The sequence below is a fragment of the Arthrobacter sp. ok362 genome, from assembly GCF_900102785.1.
GTDB lineage: Bacteria > Actinomycetota > Actinomycetes > Actinomycetales > Micrococcaceae > Arthrobacter.
This window is the reverse complement of sequence record NZ_FNGC01000009.1, coordinates 206,032-221,644: the sequence shown is the minus strand read 5'-3', so window position 1 is coordinate 221,644 and position 15,613 is coordinate 206,032. Positions and strand designations below refer to the sequence as shown.

At 67.2% G+C, this 15,613-nt stretch carries 16 protein-coding genes and 1 tRNA gene; 8 read left to right on the top strand and 9 right to left on the bottom strand.

All coding sequences use genetic code 11. The features are described 5' to 3' along the window. Window positions 1-184: 184 nt before the first annotated feature. Window positions 185-1,558: a DNA repair protein RadA gene (gene radA / locus BLQ10_RS13650; RefSeq protein WP_091562940.1), complete on the bottom strand. Its 1,374-nt coding sequence runs from the start codon at window positions 1,556-1,558 to the stop codon at window positions 185-187. Between the two features lie 57 nt (window positions 1,559-1,615). After that, complete coding sequence (locus BLQ10_RS13645; protein WP_091562938.1) at window positions 1,616-2,743, bottom strand: FUSC family protein; 1,128 nt, start codon at window positions 2,741-2,743, stop codon at window positions 1,616-1,618. A 325-nt stretch (window positions 2,744-3,068) separates the two neighbouring features. Here BLQ10_RS13645 and pstS point away from each other — a divergent pair, with 325 nt between their 5' ends. The 4 genes from pstS to pstB all read left to right on the top strand — a co-directional run bounded on the left by pstS (window position 3,069) and on the right by pstB (window position 7,257). Beyond that, on the top strand, window positions 3,069-4,190 hold the full coding sequence (pstS, locus tag BLQ10_RS13640) for a phosphate ABC transporter substrate-binding protein PstS (protein WP_091562935.1): 1,122 nt from the start codon (window positions 3,069-3,071) through the stop codon (window positions 4,188-4,190). Window positions 4,191-4,386: 196 nt separating this feature from the next. Then, complete coding sequence (gene pstC / locus BLQ10_RS13635; RefSeq protein WP_091562934.1) at window positions 4,387-5,319, top strand: phosphate ABC transporter permease subunit PstC; 933 nt, start codon at window positions 4,387-4,389, stop codon at window positions 5,317-5,319. Then, on the top strand, window positions 5,320-6,429 hold the full coding sequence (gene pstA, locus BLQ10_RS13630; protein ID WP_091562932.1) for a phosphate ABC transporter permease PstA: 1,110 nt from the start codon (window positions 5,320-5,322) through the stop codon (window positions 6,427-6,429). A gap of 48 nt (window positions 6,430-6,477) precedes the next feature. Then, entirely contained in the window at window positions 6,478-7,257 is a 780-nt protein-coding gene (gene pstB, locus BLQ10_RS13625; RefSeq protein WP_091562929.1) for a phosphate ABC transporter ATP-binding protein PstB, read from the top strand. A 77-nt stretch (window positions 7,258-7,334) separates the two neighbouring features. On the opposite strand, the gene BLQ10_RS13620 is transcribed toward pstB, so the two are convergent. The 3 genes from BLQ10_RS13620 to BLQ10_RS13610 form a co-directional block, all read right to left on the bottom strand. Further along, on the bottom strand, window positions 7,335-8,351 hold the full coding sequence (locus BLQ10_RS13620; protein WP_091562927.1) for an inorganic phosphate transporter: 1,017 nt from the start codon (window positions 8,349-8,351) through the stop codon (window positions 7,335-7,337). Between the two features lies 1 nt (window position 8,352). Continuing rightward, on the bottom strand, window positions 8,353-8,970 hold the full coding sequence (locus BLQ10_RS13615; RefSeq protein ID WP_091562925.1) for a DUF47 domain-containing protein: 618 nt from the start codon (window positions 8,968-8,970) through the stop codon (window positions 8,353-8,355). Between the two features lie 385 nt (window positions 8,971-9,355). Then, a complete protein-coding gene (locus tag BLQ10_RS13610) occupies window positions 9,356-10,009 on the bottom strand; it encodes a hypothetical protein (RefSeq protein ID WP_091562922.1) in 654 nt (217 codons plus the stop codon). A gap of 193 nt (window positions 10,010-10,202) precedes the next feature. Between BLQ10_RS13610 and BLQ10_RS13605 the strand changes: the two genes are divergently transcribed. The 3 genes from BLQ10_RS13605 to BLQ10_RS22080 all read left to right on the top strand — a co-directional run bounded on the left by BLQ10_RS13605 (window position 10,203) and on the right by BLQ10_RS22080 (window position 11,265). Beyond that, window positions 10,203-10,275 (top strand) — tRNA-Lys (locus BLQ10_RS13605). 191 nt (window positions 10,276-10,466) lie between these two features. Then, window positions 10,467-10,961, top strand: coding sequence for a MarR family winged helix-turn-helix transcriptional regulator (locus BLQ10_RS13600; RefSeq protein ID WP_091562920.1), 495 nt, complete (start codon window positions 10,467-10,469; stop codon window positions 10,959-10,961). Window positions 10,962-11,025: 64 nt separating this feature from the next. After that, window positions 11,026-11,265, top strand: coding sequence for a hypothetical protein (locus BLQ10_RS22080; RefSeq protein WP_139164240.1), 240 nt, complete (start codon window positions 11,026-11,028; stop codon window positions 11,263-11,265). On the opposite strand, the gene BLQ10_RS13595 is transcribed toward BLQ10_RS22080, so the two are convergent. Continuing rightward, window positions 11,251-12,351: a lactonase family protein gene (locus BLQ10_RS13595; RefSeq protein WP_175558615.1), complete on the bottom strand. Its 1,101-nt coding sequence runs from the start codon at window positions 12,349-12,351 to the stop codon at window positions 11,251-11,253. The two genes, BLQ10_RS22080 and BLQ10_RS13595, sit on opposite strands and share 15 nt — an antisense overlap. A gap of 263 nt (window positions 12,352-12,614) precedes the next feature. Between BLQ10_RS13595 and BLQ10_RS13590 the strand changes: the two genes are divergently transcribed. Next, window positions 12,615-13,466, top strand: coding sequence for a putative protein N(5)-glutamine methyltransferase (locus BLQ10_RS13590; protein ID WP_091562918.1), 852 nt, complete (start codon window positions 12,615-12,617; stop codon window positions 13,464-13,466). Window positions 13,467-13,505: 39 nt separating this feature from the next. Here BLQ10_RS13590 and BLQ10_RS13585 read toward each other — a convergent pair whose 3' ends face one another. The 3 genes from BLQ10_RS13585 to BLQ10_RS13575 form a co-directional block, all read right to left on the bottom strand. Further along, window positions 13,506-13,937, bottom strand: a complete 432-nt coding sequence (locus tag BLQ10_RS13585) for a YtxH domain-containing protein (protein ID WP_091562916.1) — start codon at window positions 13,935-13,937, stop codon at window positions 13,506-13,508. A 159-nt stretch (window positions 13,938-14,096) separates the two neighbouring features. Next, window positions 14,097-14,360, bottom strand: coding sequence for a GlsB/YeaQ/YmgE family stress response membrane protein (locus BLQ10_RS13580; RefSeq protein ID WP_091562914.1), 264 nt, complete (start codon window positions 14,358-14,360; stop codon window positions 14,097-14,099). A gap of 273 nt (window positions 14,361-14,633) precedes the next feature. Then, entirely contained in the window at window positions 14,634-15,605 is a 972-nt protein-coding gene (locus tag BLQ10_RS13575; protein ID WP_091562912.1) for an aldo/keto reductase, read from the bottom strand. Window positions 15,606-15,613: the final 8 nt, after the last annotated feature.

Sequence of the window (15,613 nt, the reverse complement as noted above, 5' to 3'; positions counted from 1 at the left end):
CAGCTGACCTCGATCACGGCTTTTTGGATGTCCGGCCGGCGTTCCCTCCCAGTTGCCCGGCTCTGTGCGGTCGAGGGAGGCCCGGCTCCCGCGGATTTCCGCGCCTCCGCGGGACTGGCCGGCGGAGTAACTGGGAGGGAAGGCTGCCGGCGGGCCAACGCGCACCGGGCCGGCCGCCGCGGCGTCAGCTGAGCAGCAGTCCCAGCGCCTCGGCGAGGTGGCCGACCTCGCGGACCGAGAAGCCCGCGGGAACCGGCCCGTGCCCGTTGGGGCTGGCCGGCACCACGGCATGGGTGAAGCCGAGCCGGTGCGCCTCCTGGATGCGCTGGTTGATGCCGGGCACTGGACGGACTTCGCCAGCCAGGCCCACCTCGCCGAAGGCTATGAGCCGCTGGGGGAGCGGCTTTTTGGCCTTTGCGGAAGCCACCGCCAGGGCCACGGCGAGGTCCGTGGCGGGTTCGCTGAGCTTGACCCCGCCGACCGTTGCCACATACGAGTCGTCCTTATGCAGCAGGCAGCCCGCGCGCTGCTGCAGGACGGCCAGCAGCATCGCCACCCGCGAGCTGTCCAGTCCGCTGGTGGCGCGGCGGGGCTGGGAGCTGGCGCTCTCGGCGAGCAGCGACTGGACCTCGGCCAGCAGCGGCCGGCGGCCCTCCAACGTGACCGTGATGCAGGTTCCCGAAACGGGCTCTTTGGTCCGAGAGACGAACAGTCCACTGGGATCTGCGAGGCCCTCGATGCCGTCCTCGTTCAAGTCAAAGCAGCCGACGTCGTCGGTGGGTCCGTAGCGGTTCTTGACGGCGCGCAGCAACCGCAGCCGTGAGTGCCGTTCGCCCTCGAATTGGCAGACGACGTCCACGAGGTGTTCCAGCAGCCGGGGCCCGGCGATGGAGCCGTCCTTGGTCACGTGCCCGACCAGCAGCGTGGTCATGTTGCGGCGCTTGGCAGCGGCGATCAGCGACGCCGCAACCTCGCGCACCTGGGACACCCCGCCGGCGCTGCCCTCGACATCGGCGCTGCTGAGGGTCTGCACGGAGTCCACCACCAGCAGCCGCGGTTCCAGCTTCTCCACCTGCCCCAGGGCCTGCCCGAGGTCCGTTTCGGCGGACAGATACAAGGATTCGGCCACGGCGTCGATCCGGTCCGCGCGGAGCTTGACCTGGGCAGCGGATTCCTCGCCGGTGATGTAGAGGACGTCCTGCGCGGTGCGGGCGAACTTGGCCGCGACGTCCAGCAGCAGCGTGGACTTGCCCACCCCGGGTTCGCCCGCCAGGAGAATGACGGCGCCGGGCACCAGCCCGCCGCCGAGCACGCGGTCGAGTTCGTCCACGCCGGTGGGCAGGAAAGCGGCAGTGGTGGCGTCGACGTCCGCGATCCGGCGGGCCGGTTCAAGGACCGTAGCGGCCGCCGTCGTCCGGGCGACGGCGGTGCCGGTCTCCTCCACGCTGCCCCACGCCTGGCACTCGCCGCAACGGCCCACCCACTTGGCCGTCGTCCAGCCGCATTCGGCGCATTTATAGCCCGGTGCCTTCGGCCCCCGGGAAGTCTTCGTAGCCATTGCTCCACACTATCGGGGGTCGGCGACAGCGAGGCCCTCCGCAGCGGCGGCCAGCCCCTACAGCGGGGGAAGAATGTCCCGCGCTTCCCTTGAGTCCACGCCGGCGGCCTCGAGCAGGTCGACCATGAGCGGGCGGAACAGCATGACCACCGTTTCGCCCTCGAGCCGGTGGACATCCAGCAACCGGGGATGCAGGCGGTCAGCGATCTCGCGCAGCTCGGCCCGGGCCGTGCGCAGGTGGGCGCGACGGACGCCGTCGTGGACTTCCGCCCAGCCGAGTGAGAGCTCATCGACGGCGGCGGCCGTCTCCTGCAGGACCTCGGCGATGTTCTGGGTGGCCTCGTCCGAGAGCGCCGCGTGGTTGATGGCGCTGGTCAGGCGGCGCGCAAAGACCCGGCTGTTTCGCAGTGCGAGGTCGAGATAGTCCAGTGACTGCTCCATCTGGTCCAGCTCTTCCCGGTGCCGCCGGTAGGCGGGGGCCAGGGTGGCCACTTCGCCGGAGGCGCGCAGGGACTGGCGCATGGCGTCGACGAGGGGCTGGCAGTTCCGCCCGCGGATGAGCGCATGCCAGGCCTGGGTGGAGTCGCTGTAGCTCAGCGCCGACGCGCATTCGCGCAGCACCTCGGCGAGCTCGTGCAGGAGCTTCTTGACGTCATTCCGGGGTTCGCGCCGCGGATCCTTGGGAACGAGGACGGTCATCAGGAGCGCGAACACACCTCCCACCACGGCGTCGATGCTGCGCGTGAACGGTCCTCCGACCGGTGCGGGCAGGAGCACCACGAGCACCGACTGCAGGCCCAGTTGGGTGGTGAAGATCGTCCCGCTGTCCAGGAACCTGGCCAGCAGGATGGAGAAAAGGAGAACGACGGCGGCCTGCCAGATTCCGGAGCCCAGCCAGTGCAGCAGCAGGTCGCCGACCACGATCCCGAGCGTGCAGCCCAGGCCCACCTCGATGACGCGGCGCAGCCTGGGGTCGCGGGAAAAACCCAGGGCAATAAGGGATGACGTGGCCGCAAACAGCGGTCCGGAATGGCCCAGGATGTATTCGGCGAACGCGTAGGCGCCCACGGCGCAAGTGGTCATTTGGATGGCCGGGCCCAAGGAGTTCCGGCTCCGCACAAAGCCGGTGCGGACCCGGCCGCGCAGGAATCGTGCGCTTGCGGAGAGTCCAGTCGCGGAGGCCATGTCCTCCAGTCTATTTGCTGCCCCGGGGCCGGCCGTTCACGGCAGGACACGGCCCGGGCCAGTCAGCAGGGCCAGCACCACGGGCGGCCGGCACGGGCCGGGCCGGTCCCTGTCCTCACGCTGAAACCGCTACGACTGTGACGCACAGAACACAATGGCTGCCCGGCAGATGTAAGCCAATAGCCCGGCGTCGTTAACCGGCTGTTCACTTTGGTCCGCAATTCTCTTCATCTGGGCCACTTACGGTCGGTAAAGGTACAAACCGTACGCATCCCTGCTGGCCATCTCCGGCCCGGCACGCATAGCCCTGAAAGGGGTATATCTAGTGAAGGCACTCCGCTTCGGCCGCAACGCGGCTATCGCTGTTATCGCCGCCGGCGCACTCGCGCTGACCGCTTGTGGTTCGGACAACGCAACCAACACGGCCCAGACGGCACCGGCGACCGCTTCGGGTCCCGCGGTAACCGGCACCCTGACTGGCATCGGCTCCTCCGCGCAGGGCGCGGCCATGGATGCCTGGAAGACCAGCTTCGCTTCCGCGAACCCCGGCGCCACTGTGCAGTACTCCCCGGACGGTTCCGGCGCCGGCCGCAAGGCGATCCTCGACGGCTCGGCCCAGTTCGCCGGCTCCGACGCTTACCTCAAAGATGAAGAGCTCGCCAGCTCCAAGGACAAGTGCGGCCCCAACGGTGCCATCGATATTCCGGTCTACATTTCCCCGATCGCCGTGGCGTTCAACGTGCCCGGCATCACGGACCTGAAGCTCGACGCTGCCACCGTTGCCAAGATTTTCCGCGGCCAGGTCGCCAAATGGAACGACCCCGCCATCGCGGCCCTGAACCCGGGCGTCCAGCTGCCGGACCTCAAGGTCACCCCGGTGAACCGCTCGGATGACTCCGGCACCACCACGAACTTCACGGACTACCTGTCCGCCGTTGCCCCCGCGGTTTGGACCGATAAGGCAGCCGGCGTCTGGCCCGCCAGCCTGAAGGGTGAGAACGCCAAGGGCACCTCCGGGGTCGTCAAGACCGTCACCGACACCCCCGGTGCTGTGACCTACGCAGACGACTCCGCTGTCAGCGGCAAGCTCGGCACGGCGCAGATCAAGGTCGGCGACTCCTTCACGAAGATCTCCGCCGACGCTGCTTCCAAGGCAGTCGCCGAGGGCAAGCCGGTTGCAGGCCGCAATGCCAACGACCTCGCCATCAAGCTGGACCGCACCACCACGGTGGCCGGTGCCTACCCGATCGTCCTCGTGTCCTACCACATCGTCTGCACCACCTACGACACGCAGGCCACCGCCGACCTGGTCAAGGCCTTTGTCAAGTACGCAGTTTCCGACGCCGGGCAGAAGGCCGCCGCCGAGGCCGCCAAGTCGGCTCCGCTGCCCAAGACCCTCCAGGACAAGGCAGTTGCCGCCCTCGAGGCTGTCAAGGCCAAGGCCTAGGGTTACGCTGAGCCGCAAGGCATAGTGGAAACACGAGCCTGACCCAGGTTCCCTGCATCATGGCGGCCGTCACCGGCGGCCGCCATGATGCAGGGAACCGACGCGTTTGTTCCGAACATCTAGATTTACCGGACACCGGCCGCGGAGGCCTCCGCAGCCGGCGCCCGGATCCCCATCCAAACCGAAGGACCGTGAAGTGACCACCACCTCCCTGACCAAGTCCCGGGGCGCAGGCCACACCGGTGACAAAGTCTTTTCCGCAGCCGCCTTGGCGGCAGGGTGTCTGATCCTCGTCGTGCTCTTCGGCGTGGCACTGTTTCTGGTCATCCAGGCGTACCCGGCCCTCGTGGCCCCGCCGGACAAGATCCAAGGCGGCGAAGGATTCTTCACTTACATCTGGCCGCTCGTCATCGGCACGCTCATCGCCTCGGTGATCGCACTCGTGATTGCGACGCCGATCGCCATTGGCGTCGCGCTGTTCATTTCGCACTTCGCACCGCGCAAACTCGCCTCCGGCCTGGGTTACGTGATTGACCTGCTCGCCGCGATCCCGTCCGTGGTTTATGGCGCCTGGGGCGTTGCATTCCTCGCCAAGGAAATCTCCCCGGCCTACAACTGGCTGGCCAACAACTTGGGCTGGCTGCCGATCTTCCAAGGTCCCGCCTCCGCCACCGGAAAGACCATCCTCACGGCCGGGATCGTGCTGGCCGTCATGGTCCTGCCGATCATCACCTCCCTGAGCCGCGAAATCTTCCTGCAGACCCCCAAGCTGCACGAAGAGGCCGCGCTGGCGCTCGGCGCCACCCGCTGGGAGATGATCCGGATGACCGTGCTGCCGTTCGGCCGGCCCGGAATCATCAGCGCCGTGATGCTCGGACTCGGCCGCGCCCTCGGCGAGACTATGGCGGTGGCGCTGGTCCTGTCCTCCGGCGCCCTGACGGCCAGCCTGATCCAGTCCGGCAACCAGACCATCGCCGCCGAAATCGCCCTGAACTTCCCCGAGGCCAGCGGACTCAAGGTCAGCACGCTGATCGCCGCCGGCCTGGTGCTGTTCGTCATCACCCTCGGCGTGAACATGATCGCCCGCGGGATCATCACCCGGCACAAAGAATTCTCGGGAGCCAACTAAATGACCTCCACCCTGACCCCGGTACGCAAGCGCTCGGCACTGACCAAGGGCCAGCTGCCCAAGGCCGCGCCGTACATTGTCGTGGCCGTTGCCCTGGTCCTCGGCGCCGCGATCATGGCCCTGATCGGCTTCAACGCCTTCGGCTGGGGGATCGTCTCCGGCATCCTCTTCGCCGCCGGCCTGGTGGGCTGGAGCCTGTTTGTGGAAGGCGCCCGCAAGGCCAAAGACAAGTTGGCCACCTGCCTGGTTGTGGGCGCCTTCCTGGTTGCCCTGCTGCCCCTGTTCTCGGTGATCTGGACCGTGCTGGTCAACGGGCTCCCCGGGCTCCTGGATCCCGGATTCCTCTCCACCTCCATGAACGGCGTCACCGGCGCTTTCGATAACAAGACCGTCGAGGAAGGCGCCCCCTTGCTGGGAGGCATCTACCATGCGCTCATGGGCACACTGCTGATCACGGTGCTCGCCACCCTCATCTCAGTTCCCGTGGGTCTGCTGACCGCGATTTACCTCGTGGAGTACGGCGAGGACCGCGCACTGGCCCGGGCCATCACCTTCTTCGTGGACGTCATGACCGGTATCCCCTCGATTGTCGCTGGCCTGTTCGCCGCCGCCGCCTTCTTCGCGCTGGTCGGTCCGGGCACCAAGACAGGCGCCGTTGCCGCCGTCGCACTTTCGGTGCTGATGATCCCGGTGGTGGTCCGCTCCAGCGAGGAAATGCTCAAGATCGTGCCAAACGAACTCCGCGAGGCCGCCTACGCCCTCGGCGTCCGCAAATGGCGGACCATCCTCAAAGTGGTCCTCCCGACGGCGATCTCCGGCATCGCGTCCGGCATCACCCTGGCGATCGCCCGCGTGATCGGCGAAACCGCGCCGATTCTGGTCACCGCCGGATTCGCGACCACCATCAACACCAACGTGTTCAGCGGCTGGATGGCCTCGCTGCCGACGTTCATCTATACCCAGATCCTGAACCCGACCTCGCCCTCCAACCCGGATCCGTCCTCCCAGCGGGCCTGGGGTGCGGCCCTGGTGCTGATCATCATGGTGATGCTGCTCAATCTTGGCGCCCGCCTGATTGCCCGCATGTTCGCCCCAAAGACAGGCCGCTAGGCCACCGCCGCGCCCGCCGCCCATACCTCCAGCAAGTGAAGGAACACCATGTCTAAGCGCATCGACGTCAAGGACCTGAACGTCTACTACAGCAAATTCCTGGCCGTCGAAGACGTCAACATTAACATCGACGCCAAGTCCGTCACGGCCTTCATCGGCCCCTCGGGCTGCGGCAAATCCACCTTCCTGCGCACCCTGAACCGCATGCACGAGGTCATCCCCGGTGCGAGGGTTGAAGGCGAGGTGCTGCTGGACGGGGACAACCTGTACGGCCCCGGCGTTGACCCGGTCACGGTCCGTTCCCAGATCGGCATGGTGTTCCAGCGCCCCAACCCGTTCCCCACCATGTCCATCCGGGACAACGTGCTGGCCGGCGTGAAGCTGAACAACACGAAGATCTCCAAGGGCGAGGCCGATGTCCTGGTGGAGCGTTCCCTGCAAGGGGCGAACCTGTGGAACGAGGTCAAGGACCGTCTGGGCAAGCCCGGTTCCGGACTGTCCGGTGGCCAGCAGCAGCGCCTATGCATAGCCCGCGCGATAGCAGTGGAGCCCCAGGTGATCCTCATGGACGAGCCCTGCTCCGCCTTGGACCCGATCTCGACACTGGCCATTGAGGACCTCATCAACGAGCTCAAGGACCAGTACACAGTGGTGATCGTGACCCACAATATGCAGCAGGCGGCCCGCGTGTCGGACAAGACGGCCTTCTTCAACATTGCCGGTACCGGCAAGCCGGGCAAGCTGATCGAGTTCGGCGACACCCCGACGATCTTCAGCAACCCGACCGAGAAGGCCACCGAGGACTACGTCTCCGGCCGCTTCGGATAAACCAATCTTCTCGTCGATTGCTCCATAAGTGCCGTTTTGAGCACTCAAAAGGGCACTTGCGGAGCAATCGACGGGTCCTAGAGGCCAGCCAGCGGCGAGAGCGCCAGTTGAAGGACGAACGCGGCGCCGGCGGTGGCAATTGGGGTCAGGACCCAGAACGCCAGGATGCGGATCACCAGCAGCCGGTTGGTGTCCGGGAAACTTTGGTTGGCGCCGGCGCCGAGGGTTGCCGCCGTCACCGTGTGGGTGGTGGAGACGGGCCAGTGCAGCCCGATCGCGCCCACGAGCAGCATCACCGAGGTGTACATTTGCGCGACAAATCCGCGCAGGGGGTCTATTCGGGTCAGCCGGTAGCCAATGGTGTAGGAAATCCGCCAGCCGCCCGCCAGGGTTCCCGCCGACAGCATGATGGCCGTCAGCAGGGCTACCCATGCCGGCACGGAACCGCCGTCGGAGAGACCGGCCGCCAGCAGCGCCAGGATGACCACCGCGCTAGTGCGCTGGCCGTCCTGCAGCCCGTGGCCGAAGGCGACGGCGCCGGCAGCAATGGCCTGGGCCCGCCGGGAGCGGGAGTTGACGACGTTGGGCGGCGTGTAACGTGCGGCCCAGCTGGCAGGCCAGACCAGCAGGAACGACCCGGCATAGGCGATCACCGGTGAGACCAGCAGCGGAAGCGCCACCTGGGACAGGAGCGAGGCGTCAACGCCGGTGACCGGGTTACCGCCGACGGCGACGCTCGCGACCCCCGCCCCGGCGAGCCCGCCGACCAAGGCATGCGTGGAGGAGGCCGGGATGCCGCGCCACCACATGTAGAGGCCCCAGAGGATGGCGCTGAGCAGCCCGGCCAGGAGGATCGTCAGGCCGTTCGTGCCCGGCGGCAGCGACAGCCACGCCTGGCTCACCGCCAGCGCCAGGGCGGCGCTGAGCCCGGCGCCGATGAAATTGAACAGGCTTGCCAGCAGCACTGCCACTGTTGGGGTCAGCGCCCGCGTCCGCACGGCCAGGGCCACCGACGAGGACGCGTCCCTGAAGCCGTTGAGAAATGCGAAGGCCCCGGCGCAGAGCAGCACCAGGGCAAGGAAGAACATCACCACGTCAGGATTCCTTGACGATGATGCTGCCCACCTGGGTGGCGATCCGGCGCATGTCCTTCGTCACTTCCACGAGCTGGTTCGCGATGTCACGGTTGCGCGCGTACTGCATCGCCTTCATCTCGTGGAGCATGTCCGCGACCCAGACCCGGTGTGTGCGTTCGGCGCGTTTGGCCAGGCGCAGGATCTCGATCCAGTAGTCCTCAAGGTCGTCCAGATTGTTCAGCTTCCGCATGGCCTCGACCGTGAGTTCGGCCTGGCGGCTGATGATTTCCAGCTGGTCCGCGGCGCGTTTGGGCAGCCGTTCGAGATTGTAGAGGGACACGAGCTCGGCGGCGGCGTCGAGCTTCTCCATGGCCTCGTTGAGGAAGCGGGACAGCGTGTACATGTCCTCGCGGGGCAGCGGGTTCACGAAGCTGGTCCGCATGTAGGTCAGGAGGGCAAAGTGCAGCTCCGCCGATTTGGCCTCATGGTTGTGCATGTCTTCGACGAGCCGGGCATGCTCACTGGCCGGGGCGCCGAGGATCTCAGAGAGTGTTCCAGTCGCCAGCACGATCTGGCGCGCCATTTGAGAGAGCAGGTTCAGTCCAGCGGACTCCTGCGGGAACAGGCGCAGCTTCACGTGGTGTCACCGGTCTTCCGAAGAGGGGCTCGCGGGTGGAGTCGGCCGGCCGTGTGACTTGACGGTGACCAGCGCATACACGCATTACTTTACCGTCCGCATCCGGCCCGGACCGGCCGGACGCGGCATATGGCGGCGCCGGCAGGAGCGCAGTTAGGGAGGCAGCTAAAAAGGACATGAAAATGGTGCCGAACCGGATACGCCTCTCGGCGGTAGGCCGCTCTAGGCGGCTAAATGTTGAAGCCCGGGGGTTTCGCGGTTCGGCACCGCTTTCAGTTTTCTACGTAGGTTCTTTCAAGTCAACATTGACAGCCCGCCGACGTCGTGCGTGTCCGGGTGGTTTCAGCCCGTCGTCCGGGCGCCCCCGCCCCGACCGGCTGGCCCCTTAGTCCAGTTCGCCCAGCCGCCAGGCATTGGCGGCGTGCTCGAGGTCCTCGGCCGTCTTGACCAGGAGATGCGAGTTGCGGGTGAGCTTGCTGGCGTGGTTCTCGTTGCTGTGCTCGGCGTTGTCGGCAAGCGTCGCCTGGCCCAGGGCCACCACACGGCAGAATGCGGCCGAACGTTCCAGCGCGACGTCGAATTCGCCGTCGAACGCCCCGGAGAGAATGGCGTCCGCCATGGACTTCATCTCATCCGCGCCGGGCGGTTCGGCGGCGCCGGCCACCACATGCGAAACCTGGGCCGTGTCCTTGCCCGCCTTGAAGTAGACGGAAATCCGCTCGGGATCCTGGATGGTGGCTGCCCGCAGGGCGTACAGGCGCCACAGGGCGCCGGGGAGGGACCGGGCGGGGCTTTCGGCCCACATTTCGGCGATTGCTTCCAGGCCCTGCTCATCGGCCAGCTTCACGAGCCGCCTGGTGACTTTGGGGTCGTCGCTGTCGCGGCCGCGGCGCACGAGCGCCTGCGCGGCCAGATGGGCCGCCTCCGAGACGCGGGCGGGATCGGCCCCGCCGGCGAAGGGCTCAAAGTCGATCGGCGCGAAGGGTTTCGGCTTGTGGTGCCGCGGGCCGGGGGCGCTTGATCCTGCTTGCTCGCTCATGCCCCCACGCTACTCCAGTGCCGCAAGGGAATCGAGGATCGGCCGGCGGTGCTGCCGGTGACCGACGACGCCGATCCGGGGCCATGTGAAAAAGCCGGCCCAGGTCTGGGGTACAGTATTAACGTCCAGAAATGGACGGGGCTGAAACGCGCCGCAGCAGCAGATTTATCCGCTGGTTCGGAGCTATCGGCTGGGGCCTTTAGCTCAGTTGGTAGAGCATCGGACTTTTAATCCGTGGGTCGTGGGTTCGATCCCCACAGGGCCCACTCTTTTAGCGAAGAGTGGAAGATCCCCGGTTTCCTGGCAACAGGAGGCCGGGGTTTTTTGTGCCTGCCGGTGGGCCCTTAGCTGTTGCCCGCGGTCCGGTGATCAGGGTCCCTCGGTGCTGCGGGGCGCTGTGTCTGCAGCCGCCTGGATTGTACGGCAGGCTAGTTACCAGTTCCGCTAGGCTTGGCGGATGGAATCCCACGGCGCCTCCGGATACTGGTATGGCCCCGATGACAGCCTGGACCCCCCTGCGGCCATCCTGCAGGCCCTCCGCGACTATCGGATCTCGGAGGTGGCGACCAGGCGGTCCACCCGCGATTCGATGGGCATGGGCGAGACGGACCTGCTGGCTCTGCGCTATCTGCTGCGGGCCAAGGAGACCGGCGAGCGGGTGGGACCGAAGGATCTTAGCCGCGTCCTGGGCATCACCACCGCATCCACGACGTCGCTGATCGACCGGCTGGTGGCCAGCGGGCACGTGCGGCGCGAGCCGCACCCGACCGACCGGCGCTCGCTCGTGATCGTGCCGACCGTCGCGACGGATTCCGAGGTCCGCGCCACGCTCGGCCGCATGCACCGGCGGATGATGGAGGTGGCCCAGTCCATGAGCGCCGAGGAAGCCCGGGCGGTCATTACGTTTCTGCGCCGCATGAGCGCGGCCATTGGCGACGAGCGGCGCAACTAGCTCGTTTAACTACTTATATGTATGCTTACTACTTGGTTTTCGATCTCAAATGAGAGTAGGCACCGTGGCTGAATCCGCAATCCTTGCCGGGAACCCGGTTACAGTTCCCTCTCCCTGGGCCCCGCTGCACTGCGGCGCACCCATGCAGTGGCGCTCGCCGGAGCCGGCGGCCATGTCCTCCTACTCGTTCGGGCCCGCCGACCCATCCCTGGCGCTCCCTGCCGTGTGGCGCTGCCCCTGCGGCTTCCAGCTGGACGGTCTCGACCAGGGTCACGCGGGCGTCAGTTCCTCAGTCTCGCGCTGAGAACCGGGGCCGGGCCGGCACCAGCGCGGTAGGGGAGGCCACGTGCAGCCGGTCCGAGGGGACTCCCGGCAGCCCTGAATCCGCGTCCAAAGGAAACGTCACGATGTCGCCGGAGCGTTCGTGGGCGACGTGCAGCGACCCATCGCGCACCAGGTGGTGCCGGGGCCAGTTGCCGCCGCTGGGGACATCGGCCCCCGGACGCAGCGCCGCGCCTCCGGCCTCCACTTCCAGCACGCTGACCCGGTTCGAGCCGCGGACGCCCACATAGGCGTGCCTGCCGCCGGCAGCCAACGCGATCTCGGCCGCCGAATCTCCCGGCAGCGCCCCGCCGGCGGTGGCCGGCCCGACGAAACCGAGCCGGAAATCCCCGGCGCCCGGCGACAACTCGGCCACGGCCACCTCAATTGAATACTCGGCCACCACAAAGACGTTGCCGCCCGGGTGCTGGACCAGGTGCCTGGGGCCGCTGCCCCGCGGCAGGACCACCTCATGGTCCAGAACCGGCCCCAAAGCCGGGCCCGGTCCCGAGCGGACATTCCAGATCCGCAGGAGGTCGTGGCCGAGATCGGTCGTCATCACCCGGCCGTCGGCCAGCATGAGCGCGGCATGCGCGCGGCTGGGCCGCTCTTGTCGGCCGGGTGCGTGGCCGTCGGGAGCGTCGCCGTAGGGGTCGCGCGATTCGGCGGCGGAGGTCCGGGCCGTGATGCCGCCGTCGGCGTCGAGCTCATAGAACAGCACCTGGCCGTCGCCCCAGCAGCAGACCGCGAGGAAACGGCCGGAGGGCTCGACGGCGACATGGCAGGCCGCGTCACCAGCCGGCCATGCGGGGCCCGCGGGCTCCAGGCCAAACGCGCCAGCCCGGCGGTAGGCCCGGACAGTCCTGGCCTGCTCGGCCACGGCGTAGACCACAGGGAGTGAGGGGTGGACCGCCAGGAAGGACGGAGAGTCGGCCACCGCCGCGACGCCGAGCCAGTGCAGGGTGCCGTCGGCCGCCGAGGAAACCGCGCCGATCCCCGCGCCGCTGCCGCCAGAGTCTGCCGTGTAGGAGCCGGTCCAGATGAGGTCATGTGCCGGGATGGAGTCCATGGTGACATCCTGCCAGCCGGCCCTGTCAAGGCGCGGCAAACCGGCGGCAACCCGTGGCAAACAACCGCCACGAACCGCCGGAGCGATCACCGCCGGATCAATCATCAAAGAATCCTGCGCCTTCGGTACCATGGGGGAGTCCGAGCAACTGCAGCAAAAGGAGGTGGGTCCCGTTCACGCAAGTCCAGAAACGGTGCCCGCCCAGTGCCGGCTGCGGCCAGCTCACGGTAAGGGCGTCTGACACCAGACCGAAAGGCGCTCCCATGCCAGTAATCCGCCCTCTTTCCCCGCACGAGACCCTAACGGCCAGGCTTCGTGCAGCCGGCTGCGTGTTTGCCGAAGACGAAGCCCGCCTGCTGATTGACGCAGCCCTGACGCCGGAGGCGCTCGAGGCGATGGCAGGCCGGCGGGTTGCCGGCCTGCCCCTTGAACACATTCTCGGCTGGGCGGAATTCTGCGGACTGCGCATCGCGGTCGATACCGGAGTCTTCGTGCCGCGGCGGCGGACGGAATTCCTCGTCCGGCAGGCCGCGGCACTGCTGAACGCGTGGCGCAGGGTGCCGGGTGCTGGCCGCCCGGCACCCGTGATCGTCGATCTCTGCTGCGGGTCCGGTGCTGTCGGCGCGGCGCTTGCCGCGCTCGCCGGCCCCGCCGAACTCCACTGCCCTATCGAACTGCACTGCGCGGATATCGACCCCGCGGCCGTGGCGTGCGCGCGCACCAACGTCTCGCCATTGGGCGGGGAGGTCCACGAAGGCGATCTCTACGCCCCGCTCCCGGCGGGACTACGGGGCCGGGTCCAGTTGTTGGCCGTGAATGCCCCCTACGTGCCCTCGGCGGACATTGAAACCATGCCGCAGGAGGCGCGCGTGCATGAGCCGCGGGCCTGCCTGGACGGCGGCGCCGACGGGCTGGAGATACAGCGGCGGGTCGCCGCCGGCGCACGGCAGTGGCTGGTGCCCGGCGGCCACGTGCTGATAGAGACCAGCCTCCGGCAGGCCGCACAGACGGCCGGAATTCTTCGCGGGCACGGACTGGAGGCCCGGGTGCTGCGCTCGGAGGAGCTGGGGGCTACGGTGGTGGCCGGCGCGCTGGTGCCTTCCGGCGGGCGGTAGCCACCCGAGGGTGGCTGCCGCGGCACTTGCAGGGAACGCCTAGGGCAGCTTGTCCCCGTCCACGTTGGTGGCGGGGCCCGCCGGGGTGGCGCCGCCCTCGTCCGACCAGTCCTGGCCGTCCTGGTCGGTGAGCGCCGGGTCGGAATGGATATCCGGGGCCGCGGGCACTGGCGTTCCGGGCGTGGCTGTTCCCTGCGTGGCCGCGGAGGTGCTCCCGTGTCCGGCATCGCGGTGAACGGCGGAGCTGATGACAGTACCCGCGCGGCGGGCGGCTTCGCCGAGCTGGTCGGAGACCTCGGGGGCTTTGTCCTTGAGCGTTTCGGCTGCCGCGGCCATCTTGTCCTGGACCGGCTTGCTGTGCCACAGTTCTGCGCTGCGGGCCTTGAGCTTGTCATAGGCGGCGCGGCCGGACCTTGATCCCAGGACATATCCTACGGCCGCTCCGATGCCGAAAAGAAGTTTGCCTTTCATGCTGTGCTCCTGCTCCCTGACGTGGGTAAAAGGTGGACATTTCTGAACAGGGGTGGCGCGGCTGGCTTTTGCGGCCCGCAGGCCACCTTGCCTGTCAAAGTAATGCAAAAAACCGGCCCCGGGAATATCCCGGGACCGGTTTTCCGGTCAGTCTCCGTGTTAGCGGACTGCGCGCTTGCTGATCATGCCGTAAACGAGCAGGACGATGATCGCACCGCCGATGGCCAGCAGCCAGGTCGACAGCGAGAAGAACTCGTTGATGCCCACGCCGAACAATGCGCTGCCGATGAACCCGCCCAGAAGGGCGCCGACGACGCCGAGGATCAGAGTGATGATGATGCCACCGCCCTGACGTCCCGGGAGGATGGCCTTAGCAATTGCTCCGGCGATGAGGCCCAGAATCAGAAATGCGAGAAAACCCATTTTATCGTTCCTTCTTCTTCATTGAGGAGGCACCCGGATTGCCGGGTGCGCTTCATCCTTCTGCCCTAATACTAATCATGCTTAGTATCAAAGATCCACCCGGCTCCCCGTGGGTTTGCGTGGCGGGGTGCCAAAACAGCCAAACGTGGCCGGACAATTCACGGGAGTCCACCCCGTGTACCGGCGTTGTTGAATTGTCTTTTTGTTCAGTTGTCCGCTGTTCAAATGTTCGTGTGCAATTGCGCGTGTGGGATGCCCGACGCCGGCCGGGGCCTACCAGGCGTAGTCTTCGGGTGCCGTGCGGTGGCCCGGAAATATCTCGTCGAGGCGCTTGAGTGCGTCGGCGTCGAGCTTCAATTTGTGCGCCCTGATGGAGGCTTCGAGTTGCTCGAGGGTGCGGGGCCCGATGATTGGAGCTGTGACTGCCGGCTGGTGGAGCAGCCACGCGAGCGCCACGTCCGCGGGTTCCTGGCCCAGTTCGGCGGCGAAATCCTCGTATCGCCGGATCTGTTTCTGGTGCGACTTGAGCGCCTCGAGGGCGCGGCCCGCGTTGCGGCGGAGGCCGTCGCCCTCCTTCTTCAGCACGCCGCCCAGCAGGCCGCCGTGCAGCGGCGACCATGGCAGGATCCCGAGCCCGTACTGCTGGGCGGCAGGGATGACTTCCAGTTCCGCGTCCCGGGTCAGCAGGTTGTAGATCGACTGTTCGCTGACCAGCCCGTTGTAGTTGCGGCGGGCGGCTATTTCCTGGGCGCGGGCGATGTGCCACCCGGCGAAGTTGCTGCTGCCGGAGTACAGGATCTTGCCTTGCCGGACGGCGACCTCGATGGCCTGCCAGATCTCCTCCCAGGGCGTGTTCCGGTCCACATGATGGAACTGGTAGAGATCGATGTAGTCAGTCTGCAACCGTTTCAGGCTGGCATCGAGCGCCCGGCGGATGTGCAGGGCCGAGAGCTTGGACTCATTGGGCCGGTCCGTCATGGTGCCGAACAGTTTGGTGGCGAGCACCGTGCGCTCACGGCGCTCGCCTCCCTGGGCGAACCAGCGGCCGAGTATTTCCTCCGTCCAGCCGCGGTGGCTCGCGCCGCCGTACACGTTGGCGGTATCGACGAAATTGATGCCGGCGGCCTGCGCGGTGTCCAGGATGGTGAAGGCCTGCGTCTCCTCGGTCTGCGGGCCAAAGTTCATGGTCCCCAGGCACAGGCGCGAGACTGTCAGCCCGGAGCGGCCCAGGTGCGTGTAGCGCATGACGCGTT

Excerpts from the sequence above, each read along its gene's own strand:
- radA (WP_091562940.1), bottom strand. The coding sequence starts at position 1,558 with ATGGCTACGAAGACTTCCCGGGGGCCGAAGGCACCGGGCTATAAATGC.
- BLQ10_RS13645 (WP_091562938.1), bottom strand. The coding sequence starts at position 2,743 with ATGGCCTCCGCGACTGGACTCTCCGCAAGCGCACGATTCCTGCGCGGC.
- pstA (WP_091562932.1), top strand. The coding sequence starts at position 5,320 with ATGACCTCCACCCTGACCCCGGTACGCAAGCGCTCGGCACTGACCAAG.
- pstB (WP_091562929.1), top strand. The coding sequence starts at position 6,478 with ATGTCTAAGCGCATCGACGTCAAGGACCTGAACGTCTACTACAGCAAA.
- BLQ10_RS13610 (WP_091562922.1), bottom strand. The coding sequence starts at position 10,009 with ATGAGCGAGCAAGCAGGATCAAGCGCCCCCGGCCCGCGGCACCACAAG.
- BLQ10_RS13600 (WP_091562920.1), top strand. The coding sequence starts at position 10,467 with ATGGAATCCCACGGCGCCTCCGGATACTGGTATGGCCCCGATGACAGC.
- BLQ10_RS13595 (WP_175558615.1), bottom strand. The coding sequence starts at position 12,351 with ATGGACTCCATCCCGGCACATGACCTCATCTGGACCGGCTCCTACACG.
- BLQ10_RS13590 (WP_091562918.1), top strand. The coding sequence starts at position 12,615 with ATGCCAGTAATCCGCCCTCTTTCCCCGCACGAGACCCTAACGGCCAGG.
- BLQ10_RS13585 (WP_091562916.1), bottom strand. The coding sequence starts at position 13,937 with ATGAAAGGCAAACTTCTTTTCGGCATCGGAGCGGCCGTAGGATATGTC.
- BLQ10_RS13580 (WP_091562914.1), bottom strand. The coding sequence starts at position 14,360 with ATGGGTTTTCTCGCATTTCTGATTCTGGGCCTCATCGCCGGAGCAATT.
- BLQ10_RS13575 (WP_091562912.1), bottom strand. The coding sequence starts at position 15,605 with ATGCGCTACACGCACCTGGGCCGCTCCGGGCTGACAGTCTCGCGCCTG.